This is a genomic window from Enterobacter sp. 342, assembly GCF_036663495.1.
In the GTDB taxonomy this organism is placed as follows: domain Bacteria; phylum Pseudomonadota; class Gammaproteobacteria; order Enterobacterales; family Enterobacteriaceae; genus Enterobacter.
In genome coordinates, this window is record NZ_JAWUEI010000021.1 from 1 (window position 1) to 15921 (window position 15921).

The window sequence follows — 15921 nt, forward strand, 5'->3', positions numbered from 1 at the left end:
GCTGATAGAAACAGAAGCCACTGGAGCACCTCAAAAACACCATCATACACTAAATCAGTAAGTTGGCAGCATCACCGGTGAGCTAATATACAAATATGCCCAATACAATGGAGAAAGTGACTGTTGTTGCGTAAATACTGAGTCAGCCTCTGTAGCGCGCATTATATTTTCAACAGTAAAGTTTTCATCACCTGTTTGAGCTTTGGTACGTAAGTCACCCGCGAGACCAAAAACATACATTAGCAGAAGTGCGCTAGCGGTAATTTTGGCTATCTTTTTAAAACTTATTTTCCTGTACAACACAAACAAGAAAAGAAAATTCAAAATGCAAAAAACAATATAACTTCGATACATCAATAACATGAAGAGACACAGACAAACAGCAGATGCGATAAAACTTCTCTTTTTACGATATATTAGATAATCAAAATATGATTTTATGCAGTAAAATGTTGTAAGTGATGTAAAAATGACATGTACACCAGGGAAAGTAAAATCACGGTAATCGTATAAATTACCGCGAATCATCTCGATAATTGGTATTTTCCCATTGTAAAGAACTTCAACAGCAAAAAACAACACAATCATTATTATTGGTTTATAACTAAACCGAAAAATATTTTGTTCATTTGCAATTGAAATTTTTGAGTTTCTAAACCAAGTTCTGATTACAGGATTCATAACACACCCCATAAAAAGAAATGCCCCACAACTTCCTAATAAAAATAGAAGCAGAAAACCGGATACATCAGGATAGATACCCGAGAATTGAAAGCAATATAATAGAAAACTAAAAAGCAACGCTATACAAACTATAAAATAGCAATTGGACAGTATTCTCATATACTCACCGATTGTATAGATCAATGAAGTCCATTGGTTTCGATGCCATTCGTTTTAAGAACTCACGATCTTCTTTATACAGATTACTTACGACACTGTCATTTAAAAGAATTTTGAATTTATTATTATCATAATTTAACAAATCGATGTTTTGGGAAAGAATGCCAGCGTATCGGCAGCACTCTTTCATTTTGTTTTCGTAGGCGAGACTGATGACTTTAGTTTGATTCTTAACAGCCAAAACGACACCATGATAGCGCATGCTTACAACTAGCTCAGAATTATTTACCCTTTCATCGTATTTGAAGAAGCTGTCAACACCACCATCGATATAGGCTGTAGATGCATGATTCTCCAGATGATCTTTAACCATATTCAGGAAGGTTGATTCTGCTTCGGATGAATAAAGATGCGGGAGAATTCGGATAGTATAACCTTCTTTGTTTGCAAACTCCGCAATAGCAGGCAAGATTTGTTCTTTTAACATATTGCCATCATTGCCGCTTCTGAAGTCAACATGCCAGTTACTTAACTGCGTTGGGATAAAAGTAAGAATTTTATTTTCTGAAAGCTCTTTTTGTTGTCTTGGAAGCAAAAACGCCGTATCAACGCCCAAAGTTGAATTGATATTTTTGGTTCTCAGAAAATCAAACGATCTTTTCTCACGAACAAACATAATACATTTTTTCAGTACTCTTCTCGAAAGCCAGTTGAAAATTTTACTGTTGCTCTCACCAACGGTATTAAGATGGAAAAGGACATTAGGATTAGCCATTCTCGCTACAATAACGTTAGCCAGATAGGTCCAATCTTTATAAATACCGATGTTGGCGCCGCCTGGTGAGACAAAAATAAAATCATATAGCTTTGAAAGTTCTTTTAACTTCTTGAAATATCCCTCACGGCCAAGCATAAACAATTTGAATTCTTTTACGAGAGTATCTCGGGATACATTCAGACTATCATAATGTGTAACTTTCTCATGCTCAAATGGGATTTTTGTACCGTTCTTGTTCCAGATATAAGTAATGGCTACTTCATGACCTCTATTGACCAACTCAGATACCAGTGCATACCCAGCAGCATCATCACCAAAATTATTAGTATGTTGGTTAATAATCAAAACTTTCATTACACAGTCTCACTTAATTTTTTATCGTTTAGATTTAATATAGAAATTAGCATTGTTGGTATGCGCAAAAACCATACAAAGAAACTTAATTCAGGCAACTGGCATTTAATCAAAATAAATGATGCTATTGCGAATACAGGAAGCGTAAATGTTTGAATAAACAATATCCTTTTATGATTACCTAACGCCTGCCCAATAGTCATTACCAGCATTGTGAAACAATTTAGAGCGGTAAAAAATGATATGATATAAAAAATCACTTTCAGCTTTTCATCGATTCCTACACTAAATAAAGCTGAGAAAATGATTTCATTAAATATCAATAATACCAGTACAAATAGCATTGATATAGAAATACTAACTGCGAGATAAATTTTTAAGTTAAGAACTTTAACAAGCTTCCCGCGAATGTGATGATATGCACCAGAACTAAAATACTGAAATATGACCCCTGCTAAAATACCAGGGATAGCATAGCTTTTGATCACCATCTCGGAAAAAGCGACATAGTTAACAAGCTCTATTCCAGAATAATACTTAAGAGCAAGGAAACGATCCCAGTACAAGAATGCGATTCCCAATAAACTAGCTATACCCACTGAAAAACTAAAGCTGTAAAACTCTCGTGCTGAGCAATGAGCGTGTTCATTGGTGAAAGAATTATTTTTTGTACTTTTTTTTAGCGCATAGGCCAGCAGTAAAAGCAAAAGAGTGAGCCTTGATAACAAGACTGAAAACGCTAATACATAGTCGATACTGACATTATACTGAGCTAATACAACCGGCATGCCATAGGTTATCATGTTACCGATATTTTTCGCTATTGAGCTCTCTTTAAATCCGCCTACACCTTCAATGTACCCTGACAGTGGAAACGTGACAAATGATGCCAGTATTATGAGCAATCCCAACATTTGTACATAGCGAGGCATGGCATCTAAATTATAGCCATTACCAAATTGTTGCCATACTGAATAAATAAAAAACAGTAATACCATAACCACCAGTAAATAAGTATAAGCAATCTTAAATATTTTCTTTGCGTCTTTTTTATTGCTGATAAATTTACTTACCCCTCTGCTCACGCCACAGTCAGAAAGGTTTACTACCCCTAGAATTGTCCATAGAAATAAAAAATATGACACGTGAGTGATTGAGTAGCTTTTTAATATCAGAGGAACCGAAACAATAGAAATAACAATACTTGATATTGTGCCAGCGCCTACCCACGAAACGTTTCTTATAAAGCTCATGTGCCATTACTCAAAAAAACAAATCAACATCCAACAAGATGGATGTTGATTTAATTAGGACTTATAACTTACCGTCTACGAGTCTTAATAAATATTCACCATATTTATTTTTAGACAATATCTTAGCCAGACTACGAACCTGCTCCGCATCAATAAACCCTTTGCGATAGGCAATCTCTTCCGGGCAGGATACTTTCAGCCCCTGTCGCTCTTCAATGGTCGCGATAAAGTTACTCGCTTCAATCAGGCTCTGGTGAGTACCGGTATCCAGCCATGCATATCCGCGGCCCATCATGGCAACAGAGAGTCGTCCCTGCTCCAGATAGATACGGTTAATGTCTGTAATTTCCAGTTCGCCGCGTGCAGAGGGTTTCAGGTTTTTCGCCATTTCCACAACATCGTTGTCGTAGAAATACAGACCGGTTACGGCGTAATTGCTTTTTGGCTCAGTGGGCTTTTCTTCAAGGCTAATAGCAGTGCCGTCTTTGTCAAACTCCACGACACCGTAACGCTCAGGATCATTCACATGATATGCGAATACGGTTGCGCCCTCACCTTTAGTGATTGCAGCTTCGAGTTGTTTAGGCAGATCGTGACCATAGAAGATATTGTCACCCAGCACAAGTGCACAGCTATCTTCACCAATAAACTCTTCACCAATAATAAATGCCTGTGCCAGCCCATCAGGATTTGGCTGCACTTTATATTGAAGATTCAAGCCCCACTGGCTACCGTCGCCGAGCAGCTGCTCAAAGCGAGGGGTATCCTGCGGTGTACTGATGATCAAGATATCTTTAATCCCCGCCAGCATCAGCGTAGAGAGCGGGTAATAAATCATCGGTTTGTCGTAGATTGGCAGCAGTTGTTTACTGACAGCCATGGTTACCGGATACAAACGAGTGCCAGAGCCACCGGCAAGAATAATACCTTTACGCGTAGTCATTTTTTTCTCTATAAATACAAAATGCCCATAAATGGGCATTTATTTTGATTTTAAACTGATTGAGCAGTAAATAACTCAGCGAGCATACGTTTAACGCCCACTTCCCATGACGGTAAGACCAGCCCGAAATTGCGCTGGAATTTTCCTGTATTCAGACGTGAGTTATGCGGACGATGAGCCGGAGTTGGATAAGCCGAGGTCGGAACCGGATTTAGCTTCTCGATGGCCAGTTCAATACCTGCATGACGGGCTTCTTCAAACACCAATGCCGCATAGTCGTACCAGGTCGTCGTGTTAGAAGCCACCAGATGATATAGCCCTGCTACTTCGGATTTATTCACAGCAACACGAATAGCGTGAGCGGTACAGTCAGCCAGTAATTCTGCACCTGTCGGTGCCCCGACCTGATCGTTAATAACAGAGAGCTCTTGACGTTCTTTCGCAAGACGCAGCATGGTTTTGGCGAAATTATTACCTCTGCCAGCGTACACCCAGCTGGTACGGAAAATCAGATGGTTAGGGCAATGCGCCTGCAATGCTTTTTCACCATCAAGTTTTGTTTGTCCATAAACATTCAATGGATCGGTGGCATCAGTTTCTTCCCACGGTTTTTCACCATTGCCAGGGAACACATAATCCGTTGAATAGTGAACAACCCAAGCACCAATTCTGGCCGCTTCCTTCGCAATTGCTTCCACGCTTGTGGCATTTAACAGCTGTGCAAATTCTGGCTCACATTCGGCTTTATCAACTGCGGTATGCGCTGCCGCATTCACAATCACGTCAGGCTTGATGCTACGCACCGTTTGCGCAATGCCTTCCGGATTACTGAAATCGCCACAATAATCTTTAGAATGCACATCCAGCGCGATGACATTACCCAGCGGAGCCAGGGCGCGCTGAAGTTCCCAGCCCACCTGACCTGTCTTGCCGAACAGAATAATATTCACAATTATCGTTCTCCGTAGTTCAGTTCGATCCAGGTCTTATAGGCACCGCTTTTAACGTTGTTAACCCAGTCCTGGTTGCTCAAATACCATTCCACGGTCTTGCGGATACCGCTTTCGAACGTCTCTTCAGGCTTCCATCCCAACTCGACGCCAATTTTATGCGCATCAATCGCGTAGCGGCGGTCATGCCCAGGGCGGTCAGCAACATAGGTAATCTGGTCGCGATACGACCCCTCTTTCGGCACAATCTCATCAAGCAGATCGCAAATAGTATGCACAACATCCAGATTCTGCTTTTCGTTATGACCACCGATGTTATAAGTTTCTCCCGATTTACCCTGGGTAACTACGGTGTAAAGTGCACGCGCATGATCTTCAACATACAACCAGTCGCGGATCTGGTCGCCTTTGCCATAAATAGGCAGCGCTTTCCCGTCCAGTGCGTTCAGGATGACCAGCGGGATCAGTTTCTCAGGGAAATGATACGGGCCGTAGTTGTTGGAGCAGTTGGTGACGATAGTCGGGAACCCATAGGTACGCAGCCAGGCACGAACCAGATGGTCGCTGGAGGCTTTTGAAGCAGAATACGGGCTGCTTGGCGCATAGGCTGTGGTTTCGGTAAAGAGCGGCAAATCGCCAGAAGCCTGGTGCTCGTCCGGGTGGGGCAAATCACCATAAACTTCATCGGTTGAGATATGATGGAAACGAAACGCCTTCTTCTCTACATCATCTAAAGTGGACCAGTAAGAACGAGCCGCTTCGAGCAATACATAGGTACCGACAATATTGGTTTCAATAAACGCGGCCGGGCCGGTGATGGAACGATCGACATGACTCTCAGCCGCCAGGTGCATAACGGCATCCGGCTTATGCTCAGCAAAGATACGATCCATGGCACTCTTGTCGCAAATGTCCGCATGCTCAAAGGCATATCGATCGCTATCGCTGACTTCGGTAAGCGACTCGAGGTTTCCGGCATACGTCAGTTTATCCACGTTGACGACTTCGTCCTGGGTATTTTTAATAATATGTCGCACAACCGCTGAGCCGATAAAGCCGGCCCCGCCCGTCACAAGAATTTTCACGTTATCTGTTCCGTCTATTGAATATGTCGAGATACTGGCGCTCTGAAACCCTGATATTTAAGTGCGGTTTCAGAAATTAAGCACGCTACCGCCCCTGGCTTAACAGCTACCAGTGCACTGAGCGAAATTTGAATAATGGGTATTTTGTCTGGTTTCAGACAAAAGCTGGCGCTAATTGTCGTCCTAAATGACCTCAGAAACAAGCACAAATCGTTACAAATCTGGCCAGATTTAAATCAGATAACTCCATGTTATTATTAGAATTAATAACAAAAAACGACAGCTATCATTTTGGTTATGTTTCAACATCCCCAAATGATGACTGCCGCTTGCGCAAATCAAGTAAGATAAAATCAGTCGTTAGCCAGCAACTTCTCAATACGACTTCTGAACTTCGCCCCTTCCTTCAGGTTACGCAGCCCATAGTTCACAAACGCCTGCATATAGCCCATTTTCTTACCACAGTCATAGCTGTCGCCAGTCATCAGCATCGCGTCCACGGACTGCTTCTTCGCCAGTTCAGCTATCGCGTCGGTGAGCTGAATACGGTCCCAGGCACCTGGCTCGGTTTTTTCCAGTTCGGCCCAGATATCGGCGTTCAGCACATAACGGCCAACCGCCATCAGGTCTGAATCCAGCGTCTGCGGCTGATCCGGTTTTTCGATGAACTCCACGATGCGGCTCACCTGCCCTTCCGTCTCCAGCGCTTCCTTCGTCTGAATTACGGAGTACTCGGAGAGATCGCCTTTCATGCGTTTCGCCAGCACCTGGCTACGGCCTGTTTCATTGAAACGGGCCACCAATGCCGCCAGGTTGTAACGCAGTGGATCAGCTGAAGCGGTATCAATGATGATGTCCGGCAGAACGACGATGAACGGGTTATCACCCACGACCGGGCGGGCACACAGAATAGAGTGTCCCAGACCCAGCGGCTGCGCCTGACGCACGTTCATGATGGTCACGCCTGGCGGGCAAATAGACTGCACTTCCGCCAGCAGTTGGCGCTTAACGCGCTGCTCAAGCAACGCTTCGAGTTCGTAAGAGGTGTCGAAGTGGTTTTCTACCGCATTCTTGGATGAGTGCGTAACCAGGACGATTTCTTTGATCCCTGCAGCAACAATCTCGTCAACAATGTACTGAATCATTGGCTTGTCGACGATCGGCAGCATCTCTTTTGGAATGGCTTTTGTGGCTGGCAGCATATGCATGCCCAGGCCTGCTACCGGAATGACTGCTTTCAAATTAATCATTATTTCTTCCACCTTAAAATGGTTGACGAATTATAGCTCTTAAACCTGTTTTCACCAGCATGATTTGCCGTAATTCTCGGGTCATGTTACGCCTTAGCCCCATAAATTTCTGTAGTTGTAATCTGATTCGATCACGCTTTTATGCCAGGAATAGTCCCAAAACCGACGATTGTCGATTATCTGTGCGGAAGCGCAAAATTCAGCCTTTCCACATTCACAACCTGCTGGTCCACCCGGTCAATATCCACCGAGCTTTGTCCCTTCTCATTAACGGCTTTGATGTTCGCCAGTGACAGTAAGGTTTCGTCTTTTGCCATAAACTTACCGCGCACATCTTTACGCAGATCGAAATTGATCTTCAGGGCAGGCCCCACGGCAGCCTCCTGCATCACATTGATATTACGTAAAAAGAGATGTTGCGGTTTGTTATGCAGCTCCAGGGTAGCACGCTGCATCTCGACGTTGGTAATCGCCACAAACGACGTCGCGTTACCGGATGAAATTTGGATTCCGCGCAGCTTATACGCCAACTGGCGATTATCAAGGTGGATATTGTTAAGCTTGAAGTTCTGCGGGATGGATAAATAATCGCCTTTTATTACCCCATAGCCGATTAACATTCCGGCACTATTGACCATATCGACATTATCAATAATGAAATTATCACAGCCGTAAATGGCTACCGTGGCGTTGTCTATTCCCGCCTTTTTACTGAAATCGGGGGTAATATTTTTGGCCTTGATATTGCGGATAACAAAATGTTTACCATTTTCAACATGCACTAACTGACGACAGTTGCTGCCAGTGATGTTTGCCACTACAAAGTTCTTAACTGTCTGCTTTTCCGGGTAGTCATTATCGTAAGTGCTCCCGGCAAGGCCAATGCCGATGCCCCAGTTGATTTTGCCGTTAGTGCAGTTGATGTTGTCGATAACATGGTCGGAGATCAGGATATTGCGATCGTTAATGGCCACGTTCCACTCGATCGCGTCGCCCTGCAGATGGCTGAATTTGCTGTTGGTGATACGAGCACCGTCCACCTGGTTATGGAAGCCCTGGCGCAGGATGGCGTAATTGGCCTGACTCACGCTGATGTTATCAATCACCAGATTGCGCATCACGCTGGGTTTCTTACCGCCGATGTAGATCTGCGCCACAGGGCCAAAACCGCTCATGGCCAGCCCTTTAATAACGCAGTCGGAGCCACGCACATCGAGAGTGATATTCTCTGTCCGTCCCTCGCCTTCACCTATCACTTTACTGCCTTCCTGCAGAACAAACCGGCCGCGGCCATTACCGGTTAATGCCCCGTGGATCAGCAGCGTTTTACCGTCAGGAATGAAAATGCCCGTATTGATGTTTTCGCAGGTAAGTCCCGCAGGCACAACGACGGTATCACCGTCGGTAAACGCCTGCTTAAAGGCGGCGATCCAGTCGTTGTTATTGTACTGATTAACAGAGACCGTTCTTCCGGTTGCCGCCCGCGCAATGCGGGACGACAACAGCGGCGTAGCTGCCAGAACGGACAGAGAAGAGACAAAGGTGCGTCGGGTAATCTTTTTCAGCATACAACCTCGGCGTTACAGCGTTTGCAGCAGGCTTGCTAACTGGCGATTAATCACCTGCTGGTTAAAATCAGTTTCAACTTTTTGTCGGGCATTGTGGAGCACAGGCTCCAGCGCCTGCTGGTCGATGTCGCTAAATGCCGCTAATCGATCGGCCAGCGCCATAGCATTATTCTCCGGCACCAGCCAGCCGGAATGGTCAGACTTAATCAGCTCCGGGATCCCGCTGTGCAGGGTAGAAACCACCGGAATACCAACGGCCATCGCCTCCATCAGCGCCACCGGAATACCTTCCATATCGCCATCGGTTCCCGTTACGGAAGGCAGCAGAAACACATCCGCCTCATCAAGCATGGCCTTCACCTCGTGGCTGGGCTTGAAGCCTGGCATCTCAATGACGTCTTCCAGTTGATACTGTTCAATCAGCGTGCGCAGTCGACGCTCCCACGGCCCAATGCCGAGAATGCGATAGTGGAAATCCACCCCGCGCGCTTTCAACTGGCGGCAGGCTTCGATGGCCACATGCAGACCTTTCTTCTCCGTCAAACGCGCAACAGAAATGATCTGCAGCGGTTTACCCGGCACCTTCACCGGGCGGCGAGTAAATCGCTCTAAATCAACGCCCATCCGCGAAACGGTAATTTTCTCCCCCGGACAGCCCATATTTTTCAGGCGCCCGGCCCATAAGTCGCTGATGGGCAGCATCATATCTCCGCGCCGGAAAAGCTGCTGATACTCCGGCGTGTAGTGGTTCAGCACCTCACGGCTGGAAATGTCGATACCGTGGAAGATAGTGGCAATCTTACCGTCAATAACCCCCAGCTCGCGTAATTTCGCGGCGGTGACGCCCGCCGGGCCAAAGTGGGCAATAAACACATCCGCGCGATACGACTGCGCCGTTTGCCCGCAGATGGCCGACAGGATCAAATTGCGAGATTCGGACCCATAGCGGGAAATATTCAGCGCCCGCCATGTCGATGCGCGATGGAATCCACGTAAAGTCTGGCTGGCGCGGTGGCGTAGCTTATTCAGCTTCCCGGACGGCTCATCCTGCAGCCAGCGGGTTTTCGCCTCCAGCCCATACTGGGTATAGGCCGCATGGGTGTTTTTGGTATCGCCCTTTTGCAGGGCGATAATCTCCACGTCATACCCCATATCGATAAACGCGGTGATTTGGTTCAGGACAAACGTTTCAGACGACAGCGGAAATTTCAGTAAGAAGAAACCAACCTTCATTTCCCCTCCCGGACGCGATCCAGTACCGACTTCACCATCCCAATGCCCTTCTCGCGCTCGGCTTTCACCGCCACGGCCAGGCGTTCATTGATGGCAGGTAACTGACCCAGGGTGTCTCCCACCATCGCACCGAGCGAACCATCCAGCAGATGACGAATATCCACGGCCATTTCCGGCATTCCAAGCTGCTGCATAATCCCGGCTGATTTGTGCTCATAGTTAATGGCAATGGCTGGCGTACCGAAGTTCATGGAGATAATCGCCGAGTGCAGGCGCGTCCCTACCGTCAGGTCGCAGGCAGAGAGCAGCTTGCCCATCTCGAGATCGTTAAGTTCATCCATCACCACGTGATAGCGGGACGGGTCATTAACCAGGTTGCGCAGATTCAGCGCGACCATGCGATCATCTTTGTTGTAACTGTCGATACCGGTACAGGTGGAGAGCGCCAGCACCTGATAGCCGCTCTCCAGCACGCGGTTCACCACATCGGCGAAAGCTTTTTCATACGCTGCCTGCGTCGTGCCTAAACGTTTATCGAAAGGAGCGAGCTCACGCAGGGTAATGGCGACCGTCTTCTGTTTTGCCGCCACATCCAGCCAGTGCTGCACCGCGTAGCTTGCCTGGAAGCTGTCGTCCTGGTGATCCACCAGCCAGGCCGTGTCCACGCCGTGCTCAACTTTTGAGGTATCAATCTCGCTGCGCTTCATCATCTCAAGGCTGACCGACTCACGCAGGATCAGGGCATCGCAGTGGCCGAAAACATAGTTTGCCAGCTGGTTAAACTGCGGATCCTGGAAGGGCCCGACGCTATGACCAATCATAAACAGAGGCTTTTTCGCCATGAACGTACAAAGCGCATGCTCAAACTGCGGCACGCCGTAGAGATCGACGAAGAACGAACCGCCGACCTGGATAATCGCGTCATAACCCGACAGCAGACGAACGAAATCAGTAAAGCCCTGCGCGATAGCGATGTTACGCAGCTTGCCGGTATCGGTCACACGGGAAAGCAGCACCTGGTGCTGGTAACGACGACGAAGGACTTTCTTCACGCGTCCCATCACGCCTGCGGCGTTGTTGTGTTGTTTCATCTGGCTGTAAAGCGGGTCACCCATTACCGGGCGGTTCAGTAGCCAGGATGAACTCACCGGATAACGGCTCATCACATCCACTTCGGTCTCAGGCTTAAGGGTGTTAATTGCATCCAGTAAACCGCGCAGGATGGCGCTGTCGCCACGGTTGCCGCAGGTATGGTTGCCAAGAATAAGTAATTTCATAATGGCCTCTTAAATAACTAGCCTGCGCGAAGCAGCGTTTTCATTTTTTCGTTACGGCAAAACTGACGTTTCATCTCCACCACCAGCGCATTTCGTGACAGCACAATCATCACGCCGAATGCCAGCGCACCCGCCACTACCTGCACCGCCAGCAGCGCGGCCAACGGCAGATGACCAGTGAGGAGCACACCCAGGCCGTAGCTCACCGCCAGGGTTGGCAGTGACAGATAGAACGGCAGCCACAGGCTCAGGATGTACTGACGGTAGCTGGAACCCAGCACCGGCTTGATCATGATGAAGTAGCTCAGAACGGTATTGACGATCTGCACCAGCAGGAAGCCCAGCGTAACGCCGATGGCCCCCGCCATATGTCCGCCAACAATAATCGCCGGGATAAACAGGAAGGTTTTGAACACGTTGAATTTAAAGCTGATATCCACGCGCGCCTTCGCCATCAGCAAAGACCCAATCGGATTCCCCACAGAGCGCAGCAGCCCCACCACGCACAGCAGTTGCAGGATAGGGATGATGCCATTCCACTTCTCGCCAAACACCAGCGGTACGAAATTGCTGGAGACTACCATCAACCCCAGCAACACCGGGAAGTTAATGATCCCTACCACAGAGAGCAGCTTGTAGAAGTTGACGCGCAGCTTCTCGGTGTCGTCCTGAATCTTGGCGAACGCCGGGAACAGCACGCGGGTAATAATCGGGTTCAGCTTCATCGGAGGAACGACCGCGACGTTATAGGCCAGGTTGTAGCCGCCTGCTACGCTCGCGCCGAGAATACGCGCCAGCACCAGCGTGGAAAGGTTGGTGTTGACGTAGTTGATAATGCTGTCTGCCGTCAGCCACGCGCCAAAACGCAGGTTGGAGGAGACGGAGGCCAGTGAGAAATGCAGTCCCGGACGGTAAATCTTGCGGCCAAAATAACCGAACAGCAGTGTACGTACGGCAGAATTAACCAGATACCCCAGAATCGCGGTCATCGCCAGCGGCCAGAAATGAGCACTGACCACCGTGAAGGTAAAGCCCGCCAGAACGGCACTGGTCTCGATCATCCCGATCTTGTTGAATTCCAGCTCTTTTTGCATCAGCGCACGGAACTGCTGCCCGTGGGGGATCACCACAAAGGCAAACGACAGCGTACGCATCAGCGGGGCGAGATCCGGGTTATGCAGCACGCTGGCGATGGTATCGCTCAGCAGGAACACCAGCACAAACACGAAAATCCCCAGCCCCACGTTCAGCCAGTAGAGCGTGGTCAGCTCAAGATGGCTGATCTCTTTGCGCTGGATAATCGAGTTGGCGATACCGAAGTCAGACAGTGTATCGGCCAGGGCGATAATCACCAGCGAGACGGTCAGCAGACCGAACTGGTGATTATCAATAATGCGCGCCAGTACGGTCATCTGCACCAGACCGAGGCCAATGATGACGATGGTCGCCATCGCTGACCACTTGGCGCCGCTGATGGTTTTTTCACGTAAGCTCATCTTAGTACGCCGCTTTGTTCACGAAACCTTTGAAGATGGTCAGAAAAACAATCTTGATATCGAACCACAGACTCCATTCGCGAATGTATTCCAGGTCGAACTCGATGCGTTTTTCCATTTTTTCCAGCGTGTCGGTTTCTCCGCGCCAGCCGTTGATCTGCGCCCAGCCGGTAATACCTGGCTTCACTTTATGGCGCAGCATGTAACCTTCAATCAGCGAACGGTACTGTTCGTTATGCGCCACCGCATGCGGACGCGGGCCAACAATCGACATCCCACCAGTGAACACATTGATAAACTGCGGCAGCTCATCAAGAGAGGTACGACGCAGGAAGTTGCCCACACGGGTGACGCGCGGATCGTTCTGCGTTGCCTGCGTCACCACCTTGTCATTCTCCATCACCTTCATGGAGCGGAATTTCCACACCATGATCGGCTTGCCGTCCATACCGTAGCGGGTCTGGCGGAAGATAACCGGCCCCGGAGAACTCAGCTTCACCGCCAGGGCAATGCAGCACAGTACCGGAGAGATCAGCAGCAAAATCAGCGAAGAGAGCACGATATCTTCCAGGCGCTTCAGCACGCGGTTAATACCCGACAGCGGCGTGTCGTACAGCGGTACGACCGGCACACCGTTCACCTCTTCAATGCGGGAGTGAAGAATGTTGAAGGTAAAGACGTCCGGGATCAGGATCACCGAACAGGTGGTGTCCGCCAGTTCACGCATCAGTTTCTTAATACGGGATTCGTCTTTCATCTGCATGGCAATGTAGACGTTGTGAATTTTGCCGGCTTTCGCATCGTCAATAAGCTGGTCGTAGTTGCCCGCCCAGTCCGACGGCACGCCACCCGGTTTGGCGTCGTGGTAGATCCCCACCACTTCAAAACCTAACCACGGCTCTTTGCGGAAGCTGTCGAGCAGCACCTGCCCCACCGGCAAATCTCCTGCTACGGCGACAAAGCGACGGTTATAACCCCGGTTACGCAGCCAGCCCGCACTAAAGCGGATCAGGGAACGGCACACCACCATGCCGACGCTGGTCAGCAGATACCAGCACAGATACGTCACCAGACGATTATCGAAATCATGGCTGAACGCCACCAGGCCCGCGCTGAAGATCAGGCTTAAGGTCCAGTTCTGCAGCAACAGCATCAGTTCGGTGGTCATTTTCACACCGCGCCACGAGCGATAAAAATCGGTCATCCCACCGATCATCTGAAACACGACCAGCGCAATTAGTGCCATCAGCAGATGCATGTATAAGAACGATTGCCCGCTAATCCAACACACCGCCCATAATCCACCGACCATGATGGTGATATCAGAAAAACGCTGCACCATAGAGATTAACGATGCATTCGTTCTCGCTCGCTCGCGTTTTTTTAGATTCGTCATCGTTGTTCCTGTTTTCGGTTTCCCCTCCCACCAGGAGGGGCAATTTTTACTGATTCAACAGCGCCAGAATGTCCTTCGTTCGTGCTTCCATCAGCGCAGTATCCGCACGGGATTCCACGTTCAGGCGCACCACCGGCTCGGTGTTGGACGAGCGCAGATTGAAGCGCCACTGCGGGAACGCCATGCTGATACCGTCCGTACGGTCAATTTCCAGCGCGTGGATCGCAAAGTGCTGCTCCACGCGGGCAATGGCCTCGGCTGGCTGTGCCAGCTTGCTGTTGATCTCCCCGCTCGCCGGGAAGGCCACCATCCGGTCGCGCACCAGCTCGCCCAGGGTCTGCCCCTTCAGGCACAGCAATTCCGTCACCAGCAGCCACGGGATCATCCCGCTGTCGCAGTAGGCAAAATCACGGAAGTAGTGGTGTGCGCTCATCTCGCCGCCGTAAATAGCGTCTTCTTCGCGCATGCGCTCTTTGATAAAGGCGTGGCCGGTTTTGGACATCACCGGCGTGCCGCCTGCCGCGGACACCACGTCGACGGTGTTCCAGGAGAGACGCGGGTCATGAATGATTTTCGCCCCCGGGTTTTTCTCGAGGAACGCTTCCGCCAGCAGGCCGACGATGTAGTAGCCCTCGATGAACTGTCCTTTCTCGTCGAACAGGAAGCAGCGGTCGAAATCGCCATCAAAGGCGATACCCATATCCGCGCCGTGCTCAATTACCGCGTTGCGGGTGTCGTCGCGGCACTCCGGCAGCAGTGGGTTAGGAATACCGTTCGGGAAATTGCCGTCCGGGGTGTTGTGCACTTTGACGAAGGTCACCGGCACGTTCAGCTCTTTAAAGCGCGCTTCCAGGGCATCGACAACCGGGCCGGCCGCGCCGTTACCGGAGTTAATCACCAGCTTCAGCGGCTTCAGGTTCGCCACGTTGATGTAGCCCAGCAGGTGGTCGATGTACTCTTTTTGCAGGTTGATTTTTTTGTAGCTGCCGCGCTTCGTGTCGTTCACCGGCGGGAAATCGTTAGCTTCCGCCAGACGCTGCACGTCGCGCAGGCCGGTGTCGCCGCTGATTGGGCGCGCGCCCTTGCGCACCAGCTTCATGCCGTTGTAGTCCATCGGGTTGTGGCTGGCCGTCACTTCGATACCGCCATCCACGCCCAGGTGGAAGGTGGCAAAGTAAATCTCTTCGGTCCCGGAGAGACCGATGTCCAGCACGTCCACGCCCGCATCCTGCAACCCTTTCGCCAGCGCCAGCTTCAGGGATTCGCTGGTCAGACGCACATCACCGCCAAGCACGATGGTCTGCGGTTTTAAATATTCGCCGTACGCGCGGCCAATGCGCCACGCGATGTCTTCATTCAGCTCTTCGCCCAGCTTGCCGCGAATATCGTAGGCTTTAAAACAAGTTAACTTTTCCATGATGACCCCTTTTTCAGGCAACAGTCAGCCCGCCCGATTAACAGGCAAAATTGTTTTTATTCATTCGTAGGCCGGATA

At 49.2% G+C, this 15921-nt stretch carries 13 protein-coding genes; all 13 read right to left on the minus strand.

Annotated elements, in window-relative coordinates; translation table 11 throughout:
- Window positions 1-54: 54 nt before the first annotated feature.
- Window positions 55-843, minus strand: coding sequence for an oligosaccharide repeat unit polymerase (locus V6E55_RS16540; protein WP_316943396.1), 789 nt, complete (start codon window positions 841-843; stop codon window positions 55-57).
- Window positions 844-847: 4 nt separating this feature from the next.
- On the minus strand, window positions 848-1975 hold the full coding sequence (locus tag V6E55_RS16545) for a polysaccharide pyruvyl transferase family protein (protein WP_316943397.1): 1128 nt from the start codon (window positions 1973-1975) through the stop codon (window positions 848-850).
- Window positions 1975-3228 (minus strand): lipopolysaccharide biosynthesis protein, encoded by a 1254-nt coding sequence (locus V6E55_RS16550; protein WP_316943398.1) that lies wholly within the window; start codon window positions 3226-3228, stop codon window positions 1975-1977. The genes V6E55_RS16545 and V6E55_RS16550 overlap by 1 nt, the downstream gene beginning before the upstream one ends.
- A gap of 61 nt (window positions 3229-3289) precedes the next feature.
- Complete coding sequence (rfbA, locus tag V6E55_RS16555; RefSeq protein ID WP_316943400.1) at window positions 3290-4171, minus strand: glucose-1-phosphate thymidylyltransferase RfbA; 882 nt, start codon at window positions 4169-4171, stop codon at window positions 3290-3292.
- A 50-nt stretch (window positions 4172-4221) separates the two neighbouring features.
- Window positions 4222-5121 (minus strand): dTDP-4-dehydrorhamnose reductase, encoded by a 900-nt coding sequence (rfbD, locus tag V6E55_RS16560; RefSeq protein ID WP_316943401.1) that lies wholly within the window; start codon window positions 5119-5121, stop codon window positions 4222-4224.
- 2 nt (window positions 5122-5123) lie between these two features.
- Entirely contained in the window at window positions 5124-6206 is a 1083-nt protein-coding gene (gene rfbB, locus V6E55_RS16565) for a dTDP-glucose 4,6-dehydratase (protein WP_316943402.1), read from the minus strand.
- Between the two features lie 353 nt (window positions 6207-6559).
- Window positions 6560-7456 (minus strand): GalU regulator GalF, encoded by an 897-nt coding sequence (gene galF / locus V6E55_RS16570; RefSeq protein ID WP_114977780.1) that lies wholly within the window; start codon window positions 7454-7456, stop codon window positions 6560-6562.
- A 176-nt stretch (window positions 7457-7632) separates the two neighbouring features.
- Window positions 7633-9024 (minus strand): colanic acid biosynthesis protein WcaM, encoded by a 1392-nt coding sequence (gene wcaM / locus V6E55_RS16575; protein WP_316943403.1) that lies wholly within the window; start codon window positions 9022-9024, stop codon window positions 7633-7635.
- A 12-nt stretch (window positions 9025-9036) separates the two neighbouring features.
- Window positions 9037-10257 (minus strand): colanic acid biosynthesis glycosyltransferase WcaL, encoded by a 1221-nt coding sequence (gene wcaL / locus V6E55_RS16580; RefSeq protein ID WP_316943404.1) that lies wholly within the window; start codon window positions 10255-10257, stop codon window positions 9037-9039.
- Window positions 10254-11534, minus strand: a complete 1281-nt coding sequence (gene wcaK / locus V6E55_RS16585; protein WP_316943405.1) for a colanic acid biosynthesis pyruvyl transferase WcaK — start codon at window positions 11532-11534, stop codon at window positions 10254-10256. The genes wcaL and wcaK overlap by 4 nt, the downstream gene beginning before the upstream one ends.
- Before the next feature lie 17 nt (window positions 11535-11551).
- Window positions 11552-13030, minus strand: coding sequence for a colanic acid undecaprenyl disphosphate flippase WzxC (wzxC, locus tag V6E55_RS16590; protein ID WP_114977776.1), 1479 nt, complete (start codon window positions 13028-13030; stop codon window positions 11552-11554).
- Window position 13031: 1 nt separating this feature from the next.
- Complete coding sequence (wcaJ, locus tag V6E55_RS16595) at window positions 13032-14426, minus strand: undecaprenyl-phosphate glucose phosphotransferase (RefSeq protein WP_236921335.1); 1395 nt, start codon at window positions 14424-14426, stop codon at window positions 13032-13034.
- 46 nt (window positions 14427-14472) lie between these two features.
- Window positions 14473-15843 carry a colanic acid biosynthesis phosphomannomutase CpsG gene (gene cpsG, locus V6E55_RS16600; protein ID WP_114977774.1) on the minus strand — a complete coding sequence of 457 codons (1371 nt, stop codon included), beginning with the start codon at window positions 15841-15843 and terminating at the stop codon, window positions 14473-14475.
- Window positions 15844-15921: the final 78 nt, after the last annotated feature.

Coding starts and splice junctions, on each gene's coding strand:
- wcaL (WP_316943404.1), bottom strand. CDS start 10,257: ATGAAGGTTGGTTTCTTCTTACTGAAATTTCCGCTGTCGTCTGAAACG.
- wcaJ (WP_236921335.1), bottom strand. CDS start 14,426: ATGACGAATCTAAAAAAACGCGAGCGAGCGAGAACGAATGCATCGTTA.
- wzxC (WP_114977776.1), bottom strand. CDS start 13,030: ATGAGCTTACGTGAAAAAACCATCAGCGGCGCCAAGTGGTCAGCGATG.
- V6E55_RS16550 (WP_316943398.1), bottom strand. CDS start 3,228: ATGAGCTTTATAAGAAACGTTTCGTGGGTAGGCGCTGGCACAATATCA.
- V6E55_RS16540 (WP_316943396.1), bottom strand. CDS start 843: ATGAGAATACTGTCCAATTGCTATTTTATAGTTTGTATAGCGTTGCTT.
- cpsG (WP_114977774.1), bottom strand. CDS start 15,843: ATGGAAAAGTTAACTTGTTTTAAAGCCTACGATATTCGCGGCAAGCTG.
- rfbA (WP_316943400.1), bottom strand. CDS start 4,171: ATGACTACGCGTAAAGGTATTATTCTTGCCGGTGGCTCTGGCACTCGT.
- wcaK (WP_316943405.1), bottom strand. CDS start 11,534: ATGAAATTACTTATTCTTGGCAACCATACCTGCGGCAACCGTGGCGAC.
- galF (WP_114977780.1), bottom strand. CDS start 7,456: ATGATTAATTTGAAAGCAGTCATTCCGGTAGCAGGCCTGGGCATGCAT.
- V6E55_RS16545 (WP_316943397.1), bottom strand. CDS start 1,975: ATGAAAGTTTTGATTATTAACCAACATACTAATAATTTTGGTGATGAT.
- wcaM (WP_316943403.1), bottom strand. CDS start 9,024: ATGCTGAAAAAGATTACCCGACGCACCTTTGTCTCTTCTCTGTCCGTT.